This is a genomic window from Nonomuraea sp. NPDC049607 (assembly GCF_040675375.1).
GTDB lineage: Bacteria > Actinomycetota > Actinomycetes > Streptosporangiales > Streptosporangiaceae > Nonomuraea.
This window is the reverse complement of sequence record NZ_JBFAOV010000041.1, coordinates 38794-57326: the sequence shown is the minus strand read 5'-3', so window position 1 is coordinate 57326 and position 18533 is coordinate 38794. Positions and strand designations below refer to the sequence as shown.

Genomic DNA, 18533 nt, shown 5'->3' with positions numbered 1-18533 from the left:
GATGTATCGCCTCGTGTTCACACAGGTCCTGCGGCGGTTCGACGCCGAGGCCGTGCACCGTCTCACCGTCAGGGGCCTGGCCGTGCTCGCCCGGCTGCCCATGCTCAAGCGGCTGCTCCACCGAGCGTTCGCCCCGCACGACCCGGTCCTGCGGGTGACCGCGTTCGGCGTGCACTTCCCCGGCCCGTTCGGCCTGGCCGCCGGGTTCGACAAGGACGCGGCCTGCGCCGAGGCGATCGCCGCCCTCGGGTTCAGCCACGTCGAGGTCGGCACCATCACCGCGCACGCCCAGCCGGGCAACCCGCACCCTCGCCTGTTCCGGCTGCCGGGGGAGCGGGCGGTGATCAACAGGATGGGCTTCAACAACTCCGGCGCCCGCGCCGCCGCCCGCCGGCTCCGCCGTACGCGCGGGGTGCCCGTCGTGGTCGGCGTCAACATCGGCAAGACCAAGGTGGTGCCGGAGTCCGAGGCGGTGGCCGACTACGTGGCCGGTGCCAGGGAGCTGGCCCCGCTGGCCGACTACCTGGTGGTCAACGTCAGCTCGCCCAACACGCCCGGGTTGCGCAACCTCCAGGCGGTCGAGCTGCTGCGCCCGCTGCTGGTCGCGGTCAAGGAGGTCGCCGACGCGACGCCGCGCCGCACGCCGCTGCTGGTGAAGATCGCCCCCGACCTGGCCGACGAGGACATCGACGCGGTCGCCGACCTGGCCGTGGAGCTGGGCCTCGACGGCATCATCGCGACCAACACCACCATCAGGCACGGCGGCGAGACCGGCGGCCTGTCCGGACGCCCGCTCAAGGCGCGCTCGCTGGAGGTGCTGCGCCGGCTGCGCGCCAAGGTCGACGACCGGCTCACCCTGATCTCCGTGGGCGGCGTCGAGGACGTCGACGACGTCTGGGAGCGCCTGCTGGCCGGGGCCACCCTGGTCCAGGGCTACACGGGCTGGATCTACGGCGGCCCGCTGTGGGCGGCCCGCATCCACCGGCAGCTCGCCCGTCGGGTCCGCCGCCACGGCCTGTCCTCCGTCACCGAGGCGATCGGCCGCACCGCCTAGGTCTCCCCCTATCGTGGGATCGTGATCAATGCCGAGGTGAGGCTCACCGATGACGTCGTCATGCGCGCGATCGCCAGGTCCGACGCGGAGGCGCTGGCCGCCGCCTACCGCCGCAACCGCGACTTCCTGCGCCCCTGGGAGCCCCGCAGGCCGGCCGACTTCTTCACGTCCGCCGGCCAGGCCGCACGCCTCGAACGACTCGCCGAGGACCGTGCGGCCGGGTTCGTGATGCCGTGGGTGCTCGCGGACGGCGACCGCGTCGTGGGCAGGATGAACCTGAACAGCATCATCCGCGGCGCCGCCCAGAGCGCGTCATTGGGCTACTGGGTGGACGCCGCGTACAACGGGCGGGGGCTGGCCACCAAGGCGGTGCTGGAGGCGTGCCGGGCCGCCGACGAAGACCTGGGCCTCCACCGGGTCGAGGCGGGCACGCTCCCGCACAACAAGGCCTCCCAGGCGGTCCTGCGCAAGGCGGGCTTCGAGGAGTACGGCATGGCCCCCCGCGCCGTCAGCATCGACGGCGCGTGGCAGGACCACGTGCTGTTCCAGGTCATCCTCAACGACCGCCCCGCGCCCATGTGACCGCCGGTCAGACGCTCGGCCTGGTCGACTCCGCGTCGTGCGTCATGGCGTCGATGCGCTCCATCACCTCGCTCACCCGCACGCCGCTCGGCCGGTGCGGACGCCGCCGCTGCCACGGGTGCGGGCCCGCCGTCGGCCGGTACTCCACGCCGATCGCGTCGAGCCGCCCGAGGTGCTCCTCCAGCCGCCCGGTGAACCCGTCGCCGGCCGAGCCGGCCCAGGCCACCTCCGCCAGCGCGCACGACCGCGGCCAGAGCCGGTAGTCGACGGTCCTCGGGTCGGGCACCCGCTCGGTCCAGAGCTGGGCCTGCACGCCCATGACCCGCGCCCGCTCCTCGTCCGTCCAGTCGGCGGGGGCCGGGGCGAACGCGGCCACGTCGGCCACCGTGGTGGCGTCGCCGATGGCCATCGGCTCGTCGGCCGAGGCCGCCTCGGCGTAGTCGAAGTAGAGCGGGAACACCGGAGTGGCGACCACGTCGTGACCCGCCGCGGCGGCGCGCCGCCCGACGCCCATGCCGCGCCACGGCATGACCACGGTGTCCTGGCGCAGCCCGCCGCTGACGAACGCCTCGTCCCACACCACCGCGCGCGAGCCGCGCTCGGCCAGGGCGTCGGCCAGCGCGCGCAGGAACCACGACTGAAGGTCGATCACCGTGGACAGGCCCAGCGAGTCGCGGTAGGCCGTGATCTCCGCCGACTGCGCCCAGTGGTCGAGGACGACCTCGTCCCCGCCGATGTGGAAGAAGGGCACCTCGCCCAGCGCGCCGATGATCTCGTCGAAGATCGTGGTCAGGAACTCGACGGTCGGCGGCAGCGGCGACAGGATCGCCGGCGAGATGCCCCACCGGTCGAGCACGTCGTAGCGCTCGCCGGTGGCGCCGAGCGACGGGTAGGCGGCCAGGATCGCCGAGGCGTGCCCCGGCACGTCGATCTCGGGCACCACCGTGACGAACCTGGACCGCGCGTACGCGCCGATCTCGGCCAGGTCGTCCAGCGAGTAGTAGCCGCCGTGCGGGACGTCGTCGTACGCCTCCGGCTCCCGGTAGTAGTTGCTGGCCGTGCGCGGCCGGTGCGAGGAGACCTCGTGCAGCAGCGGGTACGCCCTGCTCTCCACCCGCCAGCCCTGGTCGTCGACCAGGTGGAGGTGCAGCCGGTTCAGCTTGTGCACGGCCATCAGGTCGATCAGCCGGAGCACCTCCCGCTTGGGGGAGAAATGCCGGGCCACGTCGAGGTGCAGCCCCCGCCAGGCGAACCGCGGCGCGTCCTCGACCCGCACCCCGGGCACGGGCCACGACGCGCCCACGGCGAACCGGTAGGAGGCGTCCGGCAGCAACTGGTGCAACGTCTGCGCGGCGTAGAACGCGCCCGCCGCCCCGCCCGCGACGATCTCGACCCCGCGCGACCCGGTGGTCAGCCGGTAGGCCTCCTCGCCGAGCGCGGGATCCTGACGTACCTCGATGTCGCCCGAGTCTCCCGGACGGAGGTCGAGGAGGGGGAGCGCGCGACGTACCGCGTCCGCGAAGGGACCGGCGACGGTCGCGCCCGAGGTCAGTTCGAAGGATCCGGAAAGATCATTGAGCAGCTCTGGGCGAGGAATCATGCTTCGAGATAGTGCTGCATCCCGTTCGCGAGTGCCAAGGCGATCCGCTGCCTGAACTTCGGATCCTGGAACTTGGCCGCGTCGCCCGCGTTGCGCATGTTGCCGCACTCGACGAAGATCTTCGGCACCGTCGAGAGGTTGAGTCCGCCGAGGTCGTTGCGGAAGCTGAGCGCCTTGCTGCCGACGTAGGTGGAGTACGGCAGGCCCGTGCCCCTGGCGAAGGCGTCGCGCACGTCCACCCCCAGCCTGGTGGAGGGCGCCACGACCTTGTCCACCGGCCCGTTGATCTTCTTCGGGATGATCACGTGGAACCCGTGGCCCGCGGCGGCGGCGCCGTCGGCGTGCACCGAGATCGCGGCGTCGGCCTTGGCCTTGTTGCCGATCGCGGCCCGCTGGGTGATGCACGGCCCGACGCCGTCGTTGTCGGACCTGGTCAGCTTGACGGTCGCGCCGCGGCCCCTGAGGATCTTGGCCATGCGGTTGGAGACGTCCCAGGCGAAGGCGGCCTCGGTGTAGTGGTTGTTGGTCTCGGTGCCGGTCGTGTCGCAGGGCTTCCACTGCGTCAGCACATTGACCTTGCGGTTGATGGCCTTCGGGTCGCGGAAGTTGCCGCCGTTGTGCCCCGGGTCGATGACGACGACCTTGCCGTTGAGCGGCTTGGCGTCGGGTGGTGCCTGCTGCGCGGGCGTCCCCTGGATGGGCCCGTCCTGGGCGGGTGGCTGGGCCGGCGCCTCGGCGGAGGAGGCGGCCTGACCTGCCGCGACGCCACCGGGCTCGGTGCCGCCGCACGCGGAGGCGATCAGGCCGCAGACGGCGAGGACGGTGGCTGGTAGAGCACGCATGAGCTCCAACTTACGTGAAGCCCCGCGTTCAGGCCCGTATCAACAGGAATCCTGCGAGTCGGCCTGCCGCCCCACCGAAGCGTCCGATCGGGACCGCTGGGGCGGTCCGCCTGGCGGTTTCGCCGTCCGCTTCACCACACGTGCTCGCCGACCTCCTGCCGTTCGAGCAGGGCGGCCAGCTCCCGCGCGTCCTCGGCGTCGAGGCCGAGGACGACGCGGGGGCGGCCCCACGGATGGTCGAGGGAGTGCGCCACGTAGCTGGCGACGGACTCGGCGCCGACGTCGGCGCCCCGCCCCCTGCCGGCGCGCCAGTGCCCCCAGGCGCGTTCGAGCTCGGCCGCCGCGCGCTGGGCGCAGGACACCAGTTCTGGATCACGCATGACTGTCCCCCGGATCAGATCGTGACCGAACCAGATTCGGCCACAATTAGCATGACCCTGACGAGTAAACCGCCGTGCGGCGACGCTGCCGTACGGCTTGACCCAGGCTTTGGGCGGCCTTGCTGACGAGAGACCTGCGCATGGGCCCGCCGTGCCATTGCGGCGCCCGGCGAAGGCCCGCAACGGCAGCGCAACCGGCAGATATCCCTCAGGCAGGTCCCGTGCTGCGGCGCACGATCAGCTCGGGTTGGATCTCGCGCAGCCGGGCGCCCTTGGCCGGCTCGCCTATCCTGTCGCTCAGCAGCGCGGCCGCCGACCTGCCCATGGCGCGGCGCGGCTGGTCGACCGAGGTGAGCGAGATGTGCCGCGAGGCCGACAGGTGGGTGTTGTCGTAGCCGATGACGGACAGGTCGTCCGGCACCCGCAGCCCCAGCTCGGCCGCGGCGGCCAGCACCCCGAGCGCCACCACGTCGTTGGCCGCGAACACGGCCGTCGGCCGCGGGTCGCGGGTCAGCAGGGCGATCGCCGCCTCCCGGCCGCCCTCCTCGGTCGCGTCCGCCGCCTCGACCATGATGTACGGCGCCAGCGAATGCCTGCGCATCGCCACGAGGTAGCCCTCGCAGCGCGAGGACCGAGGGCCCTCGATGTGCGCGATCCGCTTGTGCCCGAGGTTCACCAGGTGGTCGATGGCCAGACGGGCGCCGAGCTGGTCGTCGTCGACCACGATGTCGACGCCGTCGAGCTCGATGTCACGTTCCCCTACGACGACGGTCGGGGTGTAGGCGGTGGCCTCGATCAGCGTCTCGCTGGTCGGCGCGATGCCTAAGAGCACCAGCCCGTCGACCCGGAGCTCCAGGAAGGCCTCCACGGCCTCGTCCTCGAACGCCGGGTCCCACTGGCTGTTCCCGATCAGCATGCGCAGCCCGTCGCCGTGCAGGCTCTCCTGCAGGCCGTCGAGGAACTCGGCGTAGAACGGGTTGTGCAGGTCGGCGACGAGCGCCCCGACCAGATGGGTACGTCCTTCCACCAGGCTGCGCGCGACCGCGTTCGGCCGGTAGCCGAGCTCGCGCGCCGCCTGGAGCACTGCCTGCCGCCGATGCTCGCTCACGTGCGGGGATCCGCGCAGCACGAGTGAGACCAGCGACTTCGAGACGCCGGCTCGCTCGGCGACGTTGCGGATGGTGGGTCGTGGCCGAGGCAATGGCTCTACCTCGCGGAGCTCGGCGATGGTTGAAGTGTTGACGGGCGGTCCTGACATGTGTCTCCCCCGCGATGCGGATATGGGCACCTGTCTCACCAAACGATCGAGTAAGCCGCAGGGTACGGCTTCGGGTTAGGGAAGCCTGATATTGACCCATTCGCCACACGTCCGCTATTGGGCACGTCGTCGGATACTGTGCAGGTGTGACACCCGGGAAGTCGGCCGAGACGGCACGGCCCGCACGCCGAAGGCTGAGTGTGGACCGCCGTCGCGAAGAGCTCATGGCGGCTGCGCTGGAGCTGTTCAGCACCCGTGACGCGGAGGCCGTCTCGATCGACGACGTCGCCTCGGCGGCAGGCGCCTCACGAGCGCTCGTCTACCACTACTTCGGTGGCAAGCAGGAGCTCTACGTGGCCGCGCTGAGGAGCGCGGCGGAGCAGCTGGAGTCGCGGCTGCGCCCGGCCGAGGGCGGCAGGCCGCTCGACGAGCTGGCCGCGGGCCTCGGGCGTTACTTCGACTTCGTCGAGGAGCACGCCGCCGGCTTCGCCGCGCTGCTGCGCGGTGGGCCCGCCAACCGGGCGGGCGAAGTGGGGGAGATCGTCGACGGCGTGCGCCGGAGGCTGTTCCGCCTCATCCAGAAGCAGATGCGCGTCGAGGAGCCGAGCCCGGTGCTGCGCACCACGCTGCGCTCGTGGATCGCCTCCGTGGAGACGGCCGGTCTCGACTGGCTGGAGCATCGCGACGTCGAGCGGCCGATCCTGGAGAAGATGCTCGTCGATCACATGGTGGCCCTGCTGGGCGTCGCCGCCGCCTACGACGGCGGGGTCGGCGAGCTGCTCGACGTGCTGACCGGCGAGCAACTGGCGTAGCGGGGGAAGAGTGGCGCCGGGCGGGCGACGCCAACTTCCCCGTGCGACGTCACGTCGGTGGACCGGGCATGCGTACCTGGTCCACCCTCAACCCCCCTGAGGTTCGTGACGACCCTTGCGACTACTCGGAACGCTGCTGCGGAATGCCCGCCAGCAGTGCGCGAACCTCGGTCTCCCGGTAACGCCGATGACCACCGAGGGTGCGAATCGACGTCAACTTGCCCGCCTTGGCCCACCGCGTAACGGTCTTGGGGTCGACCCTGAACATGGTCGCGACCTCAGCGGGCGTGAGCAGCGGCTCGGCCTCGGGTGTACGAGCTGACATTTGTGCGGCCTCTCCTCCGTGTGGACCGGCTTAGCGATCCTGTGACTGCCTTTGCGCGTGTCACGGATGTCCCCCTATGGCGCAGAGCGTGCGGCTTTTCTGAGCCATATGCGGCATCACCCGATGTGACCATACCGCCACGCAGAGCGATTGGCGAGCCCTTCTTTGACCCAACTGCCCGCCCCCATGGCGATGTCACGCTCGGTGATTCTAGCGACACGGTTCGTGGTATCGCAGTGAAAACGGCAAACTACTCAGTTCGCAGAAGAGAGCAGCCGCGAGACGTGACCTACTCATGCAGGTCAGACGGTTGTTTTGGGGCTCAGTTGGCTGATTCCAGCTGTTGCATTGACTTCCACCGAAGGATGACGCGCTGGTACATGGCATAGGCAAGTTCTTCTTGACCCGTGTCCAGACCGGTCAAAGCGGCCGAAAGCTCAGCAACCGACTGGTCGGCCTGAAGCGCGTCGTCGTTCATCAGACGGACCAGGCCGCCGTAGTCGAGCTCGACCAGCGAGTGCGGGTGGAACTCCTCCAGCCAGCGCGCGATGTCCTCCACGTCGAGGTTGGACGACGTGTCGCCGAGGTGCCGGCGCATCACGTTGAGGGCGCGGGCGGCCCGCCTCCTGGCCTGTGCCATGGAGGTGACGTAGATGAGGTTACGGCCCGTAGCGGTCGTCACGTCCTGTCCCGGGGTGGAGGAGCCGAGCACCAGCCAGCGCTCGTTCCCATCAAACGGTACGAACCACGATGGCGGCACATGCCACGCCGTGGTGCGAATGTGCGTACGCAAGGCGGACGAACCGGCCCGGCGCTTGAACCGGTCGAAGTCGTCGGCCGTCTGCTCGGCGATGGCCTTGGGCACGAGGCGGTCCATCAGCTTCACAGGAGTGGCGCCACGAAGCCGTGAGAAGGCCAGCCAGGACCGCAACCGGGTCTGCCAGGGACATACGTACAAACGGTCCTCAACGCGCCGCAGATAGGCATTGGGGCTCTCCTGGGCGGGAACGGGCTCAGGGGGCATGCCGAGCAGGCGCATGACCGACTCGCCGTGCTCCGCGTTGAGCGCGTTCGCCCGGCGCGGACGGTCACGTGAGTCGGCGTAGTCGGCCCACAGCTTGCGCTCGGACTCGGCGAACGCGGTCAGTGGCTCATAGACGCGGAGGTAGGCGGCATAGGGCAGCACGGAGGCATCGTGTCACGAAGAGCACCTGCGTGCACCGTTGAGGCTTACTAGTCTGAGAGTGATCCCCGCCGCGAAGGTGCGGCGGGCCGGACAGGGAGTCACTACCGTGACCGACGTCTTCGGCACGTCCCACAAGGACGTCCACGAGCAGGTCGTCTTCTGCGCAGACGAGCAGAGCGGCCTGCGTGCCATCATCGCCGTCCACAACACGGCCCTCGGCCCCGCGCTCGGGGGCACCAGGTTCTATCCGTACGAGAGCGAGCAGGCGGCCCTGGCCGACGTGCTCAACCTGGCCAGGGGCATGTCCTACAAGAACGCCTTGGCCGGTCTCGACCTCGGTGGCGGCAAGGCCGTCATCATCGGCGACCCGGCCAGGCAGAAGAGCGAGGCGCTGCTGCGCGCCTACGGCAGATTCGTCGAGTCGCTCGGCGGGCGCTACATCACCGCCTGCGACGTCGGCACCTTCAGCGAGGACATGGACATCGTCGCCCGGGAGTCCCGCCACGTCACCGGCCGCACCCTGGCCCACGGCGGCGCCGGCGACTCCTCCGTCCTCACCTCGTTCGGCGTCTTCCAGGGCATGCGCGCCTCGGCCGAACGGGTCTTCGGCACGCCGTCGCTGCACGGCAGGCGGGTCGGCGTCGAAGGGGTCGGGAAGGTGGGCCACCGCCTGGTCGAGCTCCTGCGAGAGGACGGGGCCGAGGTCGTGATCTGCGACGTCGACCCGCGGGCCGTCGAGCGGGTGCGCCAGCGGTACCCCGAGGTCGAGGTGGTCGCCGACGCCCAGGCGCTGACGACGTCCGACATCGACGTCTTCGCGCCCTGCGCGCTGGGCGGCGCGCTCGACGACGCCACGGTGGCCGGACTGCGGGCGAAGATCGTCTGCGGCGCGGCCAACAACCAGCTCGCCCACCCCGGGGTCGAGAAGCAGCTGGCCGACCGCGGGATCCTGTACGCGCCCGACTACGTGGTCAACTCCGGCGGCGTCATCCAGGTCGCCGACGAGATCGAGGGCTTCAGCATGGATCGTGCCAGGGCGAAGGCGACCCAGATCTACGACACGACCCTGAAGATCTTCGGGATCGCGGCGGACGAGGGCGTTCCTCCGGCTGTGGCAGCGGATAGGCTAGCCGAGCGCAGAATGTCGGAAGTCGGGCGTATTAGGGCTATTTGGCTGGGCCACTGACGCCCCACGCCCATACGACGTACCGAGCTGGGCACAAAACAGGTACGGTAATAGGCGAACGATAGGCTGACGTCCAAAGTCAGGCGGCGTCAGTGTGTGGTGCGTTAGCGACGAGGGGTCGGGGACGATCCCACACGAGGGGGTCGAGCCAATGGGGCGCGGCCGAGCAAAGGCCAAGCAGGTCAAGGTTGCTCGCCAGCTGAAGTACAACAGCGGTGGCACGGATCTTGACCGACTTCGCGACGAACTCGGGGTCGGCGACTCCAGCAATGACGACGCCGACGACCTCAACGATGAGCTGGCGGATCGCTATGCCGATTACGCCGATGACTACGGCTCCGGGGACGACGGGGACGACCGTCCTTCCGGTCGCCGATAGCCGTTCTTCAGAGTGACGTGGCCGAGGGTCCGGCGTGCTGCCGGATCCTCGTTCATGATCGTCGGGCCTCACGGGCAACCGTGAGGCTTTCATCACGCTTGCGTGTGGTCGAGAGGGCCCGCGATCTTGGCGATCCTCTCTTCCGGCGCTGAGTGGTTTCTGGCGCTGAGTGCCCGGTGTCGAGCGTGTCCGGCGGGTTCCGCGGGTAGGCGTGCGTACCCGGCTCCGGGGAGAAGGCGTCGTCCCGCTTGATCAGCGTGGGTGGCCGGTGGTGGCGCAGTCATGCCCGCCGGTCGGCATGGAGTCTGAGTGTCGGGTTCTCCCATCGCATTTCTAACGCGTCATGGGGCTGGATGTACCATTAGGAACCATGGAGTTCCTGATCGGTGAGCCGCTCGCGCTGGACCTGGTGAACACCCGTGCCCAGGACTTCGACGTTCTCGACACGCCCGAGGGGTTCGCGAACTGGATCGATCGTCAGGCGGGCCGGCTCGCGGCGGTCGAGGGGCCGTTCGCGGCGGAGGAGCTGGGGGCGGTCCGGGAACTACGGGCACACGTGGAGGCGGCGGTCGACGCCGTACGCCGGGGTGAGGGGCCGTCCGGCGAGGCGGTCGGGGCGATCAACGACGCGATGCGCGCCGCGCCCGCGTACGGGCATCTGGACGTGACGGACGCCGGGCCGGCCAAGGGCACGCGCAGGGACGGCGACCGGCTCGCCCGCCTGCTCGCGCAGCTCGCCGAGGCCGCGGCCGACCTGCTCACCGATCCGGCGGCGAGCCGGATCCGGGCCTGCGAGGGCCCCCGGTGCCGCATGATCTTCCTGCCCGCCCACCCCCGGCGCCGCTGGTGCTCACCCGAGCTGTGCGGCAACCGGGTGCGCGTCGCCCGCCACTACCAGCGCCACAAGCCGGCCTGACCGGGAACCGGACTTGGGGACCGAACCAGGTCCGGCCCCCATGGGGTCAGCGGTAGCGGGCCTGGCCCGAGCCCTGGACGATCTCGCCCAGCACCCACGCGTCGAGCCCACGCTCGCCGAGCAGGCGGATCGCCTCGTCGACCGAGCCGGGGGGCACGACGGCCGCCATGCCCACGCCGAGGTTGAACGTGCGGTCCATGTCCTTCTGGGCGATCCGCCCGTGCCCGGCCAGCACGCCGAAGATCGCGGGCGGGGTCCAGGACGAGCGGTCGAGCAGCGCGTCGAGGTGGCCGGGAAGCGACCGCGACAGGTTGGCCTCCAGGCCGCCGCCCGTGATGTGGGAGAAGGCGTGCACCTCGGACCTGCGGGCCAGGTCGAGGCAGTCGAGCGAGTAGACGCGGGTCGGCTCCAGCAGTTCCTCGCCCAGCGGGCGGCCCAGCTCGGGCAGCACCGCGTCGAGCGAGAGCGACGTCTCGCGCAGCACGTGCCGTACCAGCGAGTAGCCGTTGGAGTGGATGCCGGAGGAGGCGAGCCCGAGGACCACGTCGCCCTCGCGGACCCGGTCGGGGCCCAGCATGGCGTCGGCCTCGACCACGCCGGTGCCGGCTCCGGCCAGGTCGTACTCGTCGGGGCCCATGGCGCCGGGGTGTTCGGCGGTCTCGCCGCCGACCAGCGCCGCGCCGGCCAGACGGCAACCCTCGGCCACGCCGCCGACGATCTCGGCGACGCGCTCGGGCACGACCTTGCCGACGGCGATGTAGTCGGTCATGAACAGCGGCTCGGCCCCGCAGACCACCAGGTCGTCGAGGACCATGCCGACCAGGTCGATGCCGATCGTGTCGTGCTTGCCGTAGCGCTGGGCGATCATGACCTTCGTGCCCACGCCGTCGGTGGAGGAGGCCAGCAGCGGACGCCGGTAACGCAGCAGCGCCGAGGCGTCGAAGAGCCCGGCGAAGCCGCTGGCGTCGTCGACCACCTCCGGCCGGCGGGCCCGCGCCACCTTGTCCTTCATCAGGGTGACGGCGCGCTCGCCCGCCTCGATGTCGACGCCGGCGGCCTCGTATGTGCTCACGCTTTGCTCTCCAACACGAACTTGCCCACGTTGTCCTGGTCGATCGGGATCGGGTACGAGCCGTCGAAGCAGGCCCGGCAGAGCCGCTCGGCGGGGATGGTGGTGGCCTTGGTCAGGCCCTCCAGGGAGATGTACCCCAGCGAGTCGGCGCCCAGCGAGGCCCGGATCTCCTCGACCGACAGCGAACCGGCGATCAGCTCCGCCCTGGTCGCGAAGTCGATGCCGTAGAAGCAGGGCCAGCTCACGGGCGGCGAGGAGATGCGGACGTGCACCTCGCGCGCCCCCGCCTCGCGCAGCATCTTCACGATGGCGCGCTGGGTGTTGCCGCGCACGATCGAGTCGTCGACGACCACCAGGCGCTTGCCCTCGACGACCTCGCGCAGCGGGTTGAGCTTGAGCCGGATGCCGAGCTGGCGGATGGTCTGCGAGGGCTGGATGAACGTGCGGCCCACGTAGGAGTTCTTCACCAGGCCCTGGCCGTAGGGGATGCCGCTCTCCTCGGCGTAGCCGACGGCGGCGGGGGTGCCGGACTCGGGCGTGGGGATGACCAGGTCGGCCTCGACAGGGTGCTCGCGGGCCAGCACGCGGCCGACCTCGACCCGGGTGACCTGCACGCCGCGGCCCGCGATCGTGGTGTCGGGGCGGGCGAGGTAGACGTACTCGAACAGGCAGCCCTTGGGGTCGGGCAGGGCGAAGCGGCGCGACCTGACGCCGTCCTCGTCGATGGTGAGCAGCTCGCCCGGCTCGATCTCGCGGACGAACGTGGCGCCCACGATGTCGAGGGCCGCCGTCTCCGAGGCCACCACCCAGCCGCGCTCCAGGCGGCCCAGGACCAGCGGGCGGATGCCCTGCGGGTCGCGGGCCGCGTAGAGGGTCTTCTCGTCCATGAACACGAGCGAGTACGCGCCCTTGACCTGCGGCAGCAGCTCGGCCGCCGAGTCCTCGATGGAACGCGTGCGGTCCTGCGCGAGCAGCGAGGTCAGGACCTCGGTGTCGGTGGTCGCCCTCGTGGAGCCGGGAGCCAGGCGCTCGGCCAGCTCCGGCGTGTTGATCAGGTTGCCGTTGTGCGCGAGCGCGAGCCCGCCGACCTCGGTGGAGCTGAGGGTCGGCTGGGCGTTCTCCCACACGCTGGAACCGGTGGTGGAGTAACGGCAGTGACCGATGGCCAGGTGGCCGCGGAGGGTGCCGAGCACCGACTCGTCGAAGACCTGGGCCACCAGGCCCATGTCCTTGTAGACGAGGATGCGGCTGCCTTCACTGACCGCGATGCCCGCGGACTCCTGGCCGCGGTGCTGCAACGCGTACAGCCCGTAGTAGGTGAGTTTGGAAACTTCCTCGCCTGGTGCCCATACGCCGAAGACGCCACAGGCGTCTTTGGGAGCGCGGTCGTGGGGGTCCAGGTCATGGCCGAGCCGGCCGTCGCCCTTCAGCACATGCCTCAGTTTAGGTTGCGGGCTTCCGTGCTCGCGCACCCGGGTGCTCCATCAGCCGGCGTGGGACGATCTGCCGGCGTTGGAACCGTCGCGGACGAACTCTCCGGTGACGTTGCGGTTGGCCGCCGATCCGAGGAAGTGGATCAGTGCCGCCATGTCGTCGGCGGTCGAGAGCCTGCGGCTCGGCGTACGGGCGGCGATGCGGTCGAGGGCCTCCTGGGTGACCGGGCGTTCGGCCTCGGTGATCGTGAGCCCGGCCACGGCCACGTTGACCAGGATGCCGTCGCCGCCGGCCTCCCAGGCCAGGGCTCGGGCCATGCCGTGCAGGGCCATCTTGGCGGTGCCGTACGGGCCCGGACCCGGCCGGCCCTCCTCGGCGGCGCCCGAGGAGACGAAGACGATCCGGCCGAAGCCGTTCCTTCTCATCCCGGGCAGTACGGCCTGGACCAGCAGGGCGTTGCCGACGACGTTCGCGTGCAGGGCGGCCGTCCATTCGGCGGCGGGGACGTCCTCGAAGTCCATGCTGTTGGGCATGATCGTGCCCCAGCGGACGGCGTTGAGCACGAGGGCGTCCACCGGGCCCGCCTGGGCGGCGGCGGGCGCGATGGTGGCGTGGTCCTCCAGGTCCAGGTGGACGGCCGTCGCCTCGCCGCCCACCTCCTCGATGCGCTTGACGACCTCGGCGGCGCGGCCGGGGCCGGTGTTGTAGGTGATGGTGACCCGCGCGCCGGCCCTGGCGTAGGCGAGCGCGGTGGCGGCGCCGATGCCGGAGGAGCCGCCGGTGATGAACGCGTGCATAGGGATGCCTCTTTCTGATTAGCCGACTAATTAGCCAGCTAAGTCGCATTGATCCCTTCCGGCAAGGGGGTTTCGCTCTTGGTGAAGCGGGCTACTGGGGGATCGCGCGTACGAGGCGGGCCAGGAGGTGGCGTTCGGCGTCGTTCAGGCCCTGCTGGAGTTCCTCGTCGGTCCTGGCCCAGATCTCCTCGACCGGCTCGCGCAGCGCCTTGCCCGCCTCCGTCAGGTGGACGCGGCCCACCCGGGGGCGGTCGGGGTCGGGGGAGCGGTAGACGAGGCCCACGCGTTCGAGGCGCTGGAGGGTCTTGGTGACGGTCGGCGGCTCCACGCCCAGACGGGCGATCAGCTCGCTCTGGGTGAGGCCGTCCTGCCGCCACAGCTGGTTGAGCAGGAGCTCCTGGCCCACGTGCAGGCCCAGTGGCGCCAGGGCGGCGGCCATCCGGTTGCGATGGGTCTTCATGACCATGATCAGGGCGTACGTCAGGGTCTCGTCCAGCATGCACTCATCTTGCCCGCCGCCTGCCGCTTTGGCGCATGGTGACCCAAGGATGGCACCCGTCTTACCGTGTCGTGCGCTTTAGCCGATGCCCTCCGCGAAAGGGTGAAGTATCCGGCATGCAGACCCGTCGGGAGACGCAGACGTGACCACACCTGGGGACCCCAACGAGCCCCGCGAGGGGCAGGACCCGCAGCACCGCGAAGGCCACCCCCAAGAGGGCCGGCCCGAACACGCTCCGCCGCAGCACACACCCGAATGGTGGCGAGAGGGGACGGCCGAGGAGGCGGAGACCGCCGCCGACCCCGACCATGTCCCTGGATACGAGCCGGCGCCTGGACAGGCGGGCGATCCTCGGGGCGGGCCCCCCGGCGAAGGAGCCGGCCACGGAGCCGGCCCCGGAGAGGGGAGCCGGCCCGGCGGCGGGCGGCATGAGGGCGAAGGGGCCGGGGAGCAGGCCGTTGGCGGCCGGTGGGCGGACGAGTGGCCGTTCGAGGACGAACGGCAGGGCGAGCAGCGACAGGGCGAGCAGCGACAGGGTGGGGAACGGCAGGGCGAGGAGCCGCAGGGCGAGGAGCCGATCGCGCCCGCGCCGCCCGTGGTGCCGCCGCCCGACGTGCCGCCGACGCACGAGCCCAGGCCCACGGGACAGCCCCACCATCCCGACCTGCCCACCTCGCCCGAGACGCCGGCGCCGGCCGTCGGCGACACGGGGGAGGCGCGTTGGGGCAGGGGGGACGCGGAGGAGACGCAGGTCTATCCGATGCCCGGCGCGACCCCGGCCTACCCGGGCTGGGGCACGCAGCCCGACGAGGAACCGGGCCGGCCCGCGCCGTCCCGCTACGAGTACGGCGACGTGCCCACCTTCGAACCCCCGCCCGCCGGCACCCACGCGGCCGGAGGTCCCGAGGAGCCGCCCCCCGCCCCGGGCGGCACCCCCTCCGAGACGACCACCCCCTTGCGCGGTCAGCCCGGTAAGGAAGGCGGCCCGCCGGAGGCCCCCGGCACGCCGGGAACGCCGAGCACGCCAGGCGCAGGCGGCGGGGCGGGGCCAGGGGCGCCGTACGGGGGAGAGGGCGCCTACGGGGGGCCCAGCGCCTCGGGGGTCCCGTACGAGGGCCCAGCGGGGTCGTACGAAGGCGGACGGGACACGTCCGTCCCCGGGACCACCCCCTCCAGCCCCTACGGCGGCCCGCCCGGCTACGGCCCGCCCCCGGGAAGCCCTCCGTACGGCCAGTACGGCCCCTACGGCACCCAGCCGCCCTCGCCACCGGGCAGCGGCCTCGCCACCGCCTCGCTGGTGCTGGGCGTGGCGAGCCCGTTCCTGGTGTTCGTCTGCTTCACCGGCGTGCTCACCGCGATCCTGTCGATCGTCTTCGGCTGCGTGGCGCTCGCCAAGCGGGTGGGCAGGGGCCGGGCCATCGCCGGGATCGTGATCAGCGTGCTCTCGCTGGTGCTGTTCGCGATCGTCGCGATCTGGTTCTGGAAGGTGGTCCAGGAATGTGGCGATCTTCCCGGCCAGCTCGCCGACCAGTGCTTCGAGAGCAAGTTCCCCTGGATGGGCAGGGGACGCTAGAGCGGCAGGTGGGCTGACAGGTCGGCGCGGGAACCGCTCGCCGCGACCGAGCCCCTGGCCATGGCCTCGTCCCAGGTCAGTCGGCCGAGCGCCAGCTCCAGCCAGGTACGGGCGTCGGTCTCCACCACGTTCGGCGGCGTGCCGCGGGTGTGGCGGGGGCCCGGGATGGCCTGGACGGCGGCGTAAGGCGGCACGCGCACCTCGACCGTGCGGCCGGGAGCCGCGGCGGCCAGCTTCTCCAGCAGGTGGCGCACCGCCTGCCTGGCCGCGTCGCGCTCGGGGACGAGCCCGCGGTCGTAGGCGGTGAGCACCGCCGCGACCAGGGCGTCGGGCAGGGCCGACGCGGGGCCGTCGTAGGGCGGCTGGTCGAGGGCGACGAGCTGGCCGTCGAGGGCCGCGCGCAGCTTCTCCGGGTCCATCTTGCGTGGTGGCACGGGTCCATTGTCTCGCGGGAAGCGTTCACCGGGACGGAGGTCGTCGTTCACCTCGGGTTTCGTCGGCGACCGTAACGTCCCCGCCGTACAACTGCGCACATATCTGGAGGACCTGTGGCGAACCCTGAGGCGGGGCGGCTGCTGCCGCTGCTTTCCACCCCGCACAAAGGTGGCCGATCCGCTCTGACCTGTCAGTTCCGTTGCGGGAACGCGTGCGCGCACGACGTGGCCAACACGACGGGCAACGCCTACTTCGGCGACGTGGTGAAGGAGGCGCTGTCGCGCCGCGGCATGCTGCGCGCGGGCGCGCTCGGCGCGCTGGTGGCGGGCGCCGGCGTGGCGGGCGCGGTTCCGGCGTTCGCCGACGAGCCGGGGGCGGAGGCCGAGACCGCGGCCGCGCCTGCCGCCGAGAGCCTGCGCGGCCGTGGCGGGATCGCCTTCACCTCCGTGCCGCCGAACAAGGACGACGCGCTGCGCATCCCCGACGGCTACAACTCCTCCGTGGTCGTGCGCTGGGGCGACCCGGTGCTGCCCGGCGCGCCGGCCTTCGACTTCGACAACCAGACGGCCGACGCCCAGAACAAGCAGTTCGGCTACAACTGTGACTACGTGACGTTCTTCCCCATGGGCAACAACCGCGGCCTGCTGTGGGTGAACCACGAGTACACCGACGAGAACCTGATGTTCCGCGGCTACACGGGCGGCGCGGCCGCGACCGAGGAGCAGATCAGGATCGCGCTGGCCGCGCACGGCGGTTCGGTCGTGGAGATCGAGCGGGCGCACGGCACCGGCGAGTGGAAGCTCACCACCAAGGGCCGCCGCCGCTACAACCGGCGCGTCACGGCGCAGACGCCGATGCGCTTCTCCGGCCCCGCCGCCGGTTCCGACCTGCTCAGGACGGCCGCCGACCCCAAGGGCCTGGCGCCGGTCGGCATGCTGAACAACTGCTCGGGCGGTTCCACCCCCTGGGGCACGGTCCTGACCGCCGAGGAGAACTTCGACCAGTACTTCGTCAACGGCGACAAGGTGCCCGAGGCGCAGCGGCCGTACATCTCGCGTTACACGATCACCACGGGCACCCCGGCGAGCAGTCGCCGGTTCGACCGGATCGAGGAGCGCTTCGACCTGGCCAAGCACCCGAACGAGGCCAACAGGTTCGGGTGGATCGTGGAGATCGACCCGTTCGACCCCGACTCCACGCCGATCAAGCGCACCGCGCTCGGCCGGTTCAAGCACGAGGCCGCCAACACCACCCTGGCCAGGGACGGCCGCCTGGTCGTCTACATGGGTGACGACTCGCGCTTCGAGTACATCTACAAGTTCGTCTCGAAGAACCGGTACATCCCCGGCTTCGACCGGCACAACCGCGCCCTGCTGGACGAGGGCACCCTGTACGTCGCCAAGTTCACCGGCGACAGCCCGGCCGCCGAGATCGACGGGTCCGGCAAGCCGCCCTCCGACGGGCTGTTCGACGGCTCGGGCCAGTGGATCCCGCTGGTGTCGGGCGACAGGTCGTACGTGGACGGCATGACCGCCGCCGAGGTGCTGATCTACACGCGTACGGCGGCCGACAAGGTCGGGGCGACCAAGATGGACCGTCCCGAGGACATGGAGCGCAACCCGGTCACCGGCGGCGTCTACGTGGCCCTGACCAACAACTCCAACCGCACCGCCGCCCAGGTGGACGAGGCCAACCCGCGCGCGTCCAACAAGCACGGCCACATCCTGGAGATCGCCGAGCGGCGCGACGACGCCGGCGAGACCACCTTCGCCTGGTCGCTCCCGCTGATCTGCGGCGACCCGAACGACCCCGCGACCTACTTCGCCGGCTTCGACAAGACCAGGGTCTCGCCGATCTCGTGCCCGGACAACGTGACGTTCGACGCCGACGGCAACCTGTGGATCTCCACCGACGGCAACCAGCTCGGCAGCAACGACGGCCTGTTCGTCATGCCGGTACGCGGCTCCGACCGCGGCCACCTGCGCCAGTTCCTCACGGTCCCGCTGGGCGCGGAGACCTGCGGGCCGCTGGTCACCGCGGACCAGAAGAGCGTGTTCGTGGCCGTGCAGCACCCGGGCGAGCTGGACGGCGCGACCCCGGACAACCCGGCCAGCCGCTGGCCCGACGGTGACCAGCCGCGCCCGTCGGTCGCGGTGGTCTGGCACGGCAGGGGCAAGAAGATCGGCAGTTGACCTCAAGTTAA

Annotated in this window: 19 protein-coding genes; 8 read left to right on the top strand and 11 right to left on the bottom strand. The window is 71.1% G+C overall.

Going from position 1 to position 18533, the window contains the following annotated elements:
- The first annotated feature begins 1 nt into the window (after position 1).
- Together AB0J97_RS44290 and AB0J97_RS44285 are read left to right on the top strand one after the other, a co-directional pair.
- The gene (locus AB0J97_RS44290) at positions 2 to 1054 is read left to right on the top strand and encodes a quinone-dependent dihydroorotate dehydrogenase (protein WP_364101247.1); all 1053 of its coding nucleotides are present in this window, start codon (positions 2 to 4) and stop codon (positions 1052 to 1054) included.
- Positions 1055 to 1075: 21 nt separating this feature from the next.
- Positions 1076 to 1636, top strand: a complete 561-nt coding sequence (locus AB0J97_RS44285) for a GNAT family N-acetyltransferase (protein ID WP_364101244.1) — start codon at positions 1076 to 1078, stop codon at positions 1634 to 1636.
- A 7-nt stretch (positions 1637 to 1643) separates the two neighbouring features.
- On the opposite strand, the gene AB0J97_RS44280 is transcribed toward AB0J97_RS44285, so the two are convergent.
- From AB0J97_RS44280 to AB0J97_RS44265, 4 genes are all read right to left on the bottom strand, one after another.
- Positions 1644 to 3236 (bottom strand): beta-N-acetylhexosaminidase, encoded by a 1593-nt coding sequence (locus AB0J97_RS44280; protein ID WP_364101241.1) that lies wholly within the window; start codon positions 3234 to 3236, stop codon positions 1644 to 1646.
- A complete protein-coding gene (locus AB0J97_RS44275) occupies positions 3233 to 4078 on the bottom strand; it encodes an N-acetylmuramoyl-L-alanine amidase (RefSeq protein WP_364101238.1) in 846 nt (281 codons plus the stop codon). The genes AB0J97_RS44280 and AB0J97_RS44275 overlap by 4 nt, the downstream gene beginning before the upstream one ends.
- A gap of 131 nt (positions 4079 to 4209) precedes the next feature.
- Positions 4210 to 4458, bottom strand: coding sequence for a hypothetical protein (locus AB0J97_RS44270; RefSeq protein ID WP_357708046.1), 249 nt, complete (start codon positions 4456 to 4458; stop codon positions 4210 to 4212).
- Between the two features lie 208 nt (positions 4459 to 4666).
- The gene (locus AB0J97_RS44265; RefSeq protein ID WP_364101235.1) at positions 4667 to 5659 is read right to left on the bottom strand and encodes a LacI family DNA-binding transcriptional regulator; all 993 of its coding nucleotides are present in this window, start codon (positions 5657 to 5659) and stop codon (positions 4667 to 4669) included.
- 281 nt (positions 5660 to 5940) lie between these two features.
- On the opposite strand from AB0J97_RS44265, the gene AB0J97_RS44260 reads away from it, so the two are divergent.
- Positions 5941 to 6528, top strand: a complete 588-nt coding sequence (locus AB0J97_RS44260) for a TetR/AcrR family transcriptional regulator (RefSeq protein WP_357708049.1) — start codon at positions 5941 to 5943, stop codon at positions 6526 to 6528.
- A 121-nt stretch (positions 6529 to 6649) separates the two neighbouring features.
- Here the strand turns inward: AB0J97_RS44260 and bldC are convergent, their stop codons facing one another.
- Positions 6650 to 6853: a developmental transcriptional regulator BldC gene (gene bldC / locus AB0J97_RS44255; protein WP_013133571.1), complete on the bottom strand. Its 204-nt coding sequence runs from the start codon at positions 6851 to 6853 to the stop codon at positions 6650 to 6652.
- A gap of 322 nt (positions 6854 to 7175) precedes the next feature.
- Positions 7176 to 8039: a hypothetical protein gene (locus AB0J97_RS44250; protein WP_357708050.1), complete on the bottom strand. Its 864-nt coding sequence runs from the start codon at positions 8037 to 8039 to the stop codon at positions 7176 to 7178.
- Positions 8040 to 8145: 106 nt separating this feature from the next.
- On the opposite strand from AB0J97_RS44250, the gene AB0J97_RS44245 reads away from it, so the two are divergent.
- The 3 genes from AB0J97_RS44245 to AB0J97_RS44235 all read left to right on the top strand — a co-directional run bounded on the left by AB0J97_RS44245 (position 8146) and on the right by AB0J97_RS44235 (position 10520).
- A complete protein-coding gene (locus tag AB0J97_RS44245) occupies positions 8146 to 9225 on the top strand; it encodes a Glu/Leu/Phe/Val dehydrogenase dimerization domain-containing protein (protein WP_364101230.1) in 1080 nt (359 codons plus the stop codon).
- A 151-nt stretch (positions 9226 to 9376) separates the two neighbouring features.
- Positions 9377 to 9604, top strand: coding sequence for a DUF3073 domain-containing protein (locus AB0J97_RS44240; RefSeq protein ID WP_364101227.1), 228 nt, complete (start codon positions 9377 to 9379; stop codon positions 9602 to 9604).
- Between the two features lie 370 nt (positions 9605 to 9974).
- Complete coding sequence (locus AB0J97_RS44235; protein ID WP_364101224.1) at positions 9975 to 10520, top strand: CGNR zinc finger domain-containing protein; 546 nt, start codon at positions 9975 to 9977, stop codon at positions 10518 to 10520.
- Between the two features lie 46 nt (positions 10521 to 10566).
- Here the strand turns inward: AB0J97_RS44235 and purM are convergent, their stop codons facing one another.
- From purM to AB0J97_RS44215, 4 genes are all read right to left on the bottom strand, one after another.
- Entirely contained in the window at positions 10567 to 11592 is a 1026-nt protein-coding gene (gene purM, locus AB0J97_RS44230; protein WP_357708054.1) for a phosphoribosylformylglycinamidine cyclo-ligase, read from the bottom strand.
- Complete coding sequence (purF, locus tag AB0J97_RS44225; protein WP_357708055.1) at positions 11589 to 13025, bottom strand: amidophosphoribosyltransferase; 1437 nt, start codon at positions 13023 to 13025, stop codon at positions 11589 to 11591. Before purF ends, purM begins: the two co-directional genes overlap by 4 nt.
- A 51-nt stretch (positions 13026 to 13076) precedes the next feature.
- Positions 13077 to 13823 (bottom strand): SDR family oxidoreductase, encoded by a 747-nt coding sequence (locus tag AB0J97_RS44220; protein ID WP_364101219.1) that lies wholly within the window; start codon positions 13821 to 13823, stop codon positions 13077 to 13079.
- A 91-nt stretch (positions 13824 to 13914) separates the two neighbouring features.
- Positions 13915 to 14322 (bottom strand): MarR family transcriptional regulator, encoded by a 408-nt coding sequence (locus AB0J97_RS44215; protein WP_357708057.1) that lies wholly within the window; start codon positions 14320 to 14322, stop codon positions 13915 to 13917.
- Between the two features lie 142 nt (positions 14323 to 14464).
- On the opposite strand from AB0J97_RS44215, the gene AB0J97_RS44210 reads away from it, so the two are divergent.
- The gene (locus tag AB0J97_RS44210; RefSeq protein ID WP_364101216.1) at positions 14465 to 15895 is read left to right on the top strand and encodes a hypothetical protein; all 1431 of its coding nucleotides are present in this window, start codon (positions 14465 to 14467) and stop codon (positions 15893 to 15895) included.
- On the opposite strand, the gene AB0J97_RS44205 is transcribed toward AB0J97_RS44210, so the two are convergent.
- Positions 15892 to 16314 carry a sterol carrier family protein gene (locus AB0J97_RS44205; protein WP_364101302.1) on the bottom strand — a complete coding sequence of 141 codons (423 nt, stop codon included), beginning with the start codon at positions 16312 to 16314 and terminating at the stop codon, positions 15892 to 15894. The two genes, AB0J97_RS44210 and AB0J97_RS44205, sit on opposite strands and share 4 nt — an antisense overlap.
- Positions 16315 to 16443: 129 nt before the next feature.
- Here AB0J97_RS44205 and AB0J97_RS44200 point away from each other — a divergent pair, with 129 nt between their 5' ends.
- Positions 16444 to 18522, top strand: a complete 2079-nt coding sequence (locus tag AB0J97_RS44200; protein WP_364101213.1) for a PhoX family phosphatase — start codon at positions 16444 to 16446, stop codon at positions 18520 to 18522.
- The last annotated feature ends 11 nt before the right edge of the window (positions 18523 to 18533 follow it).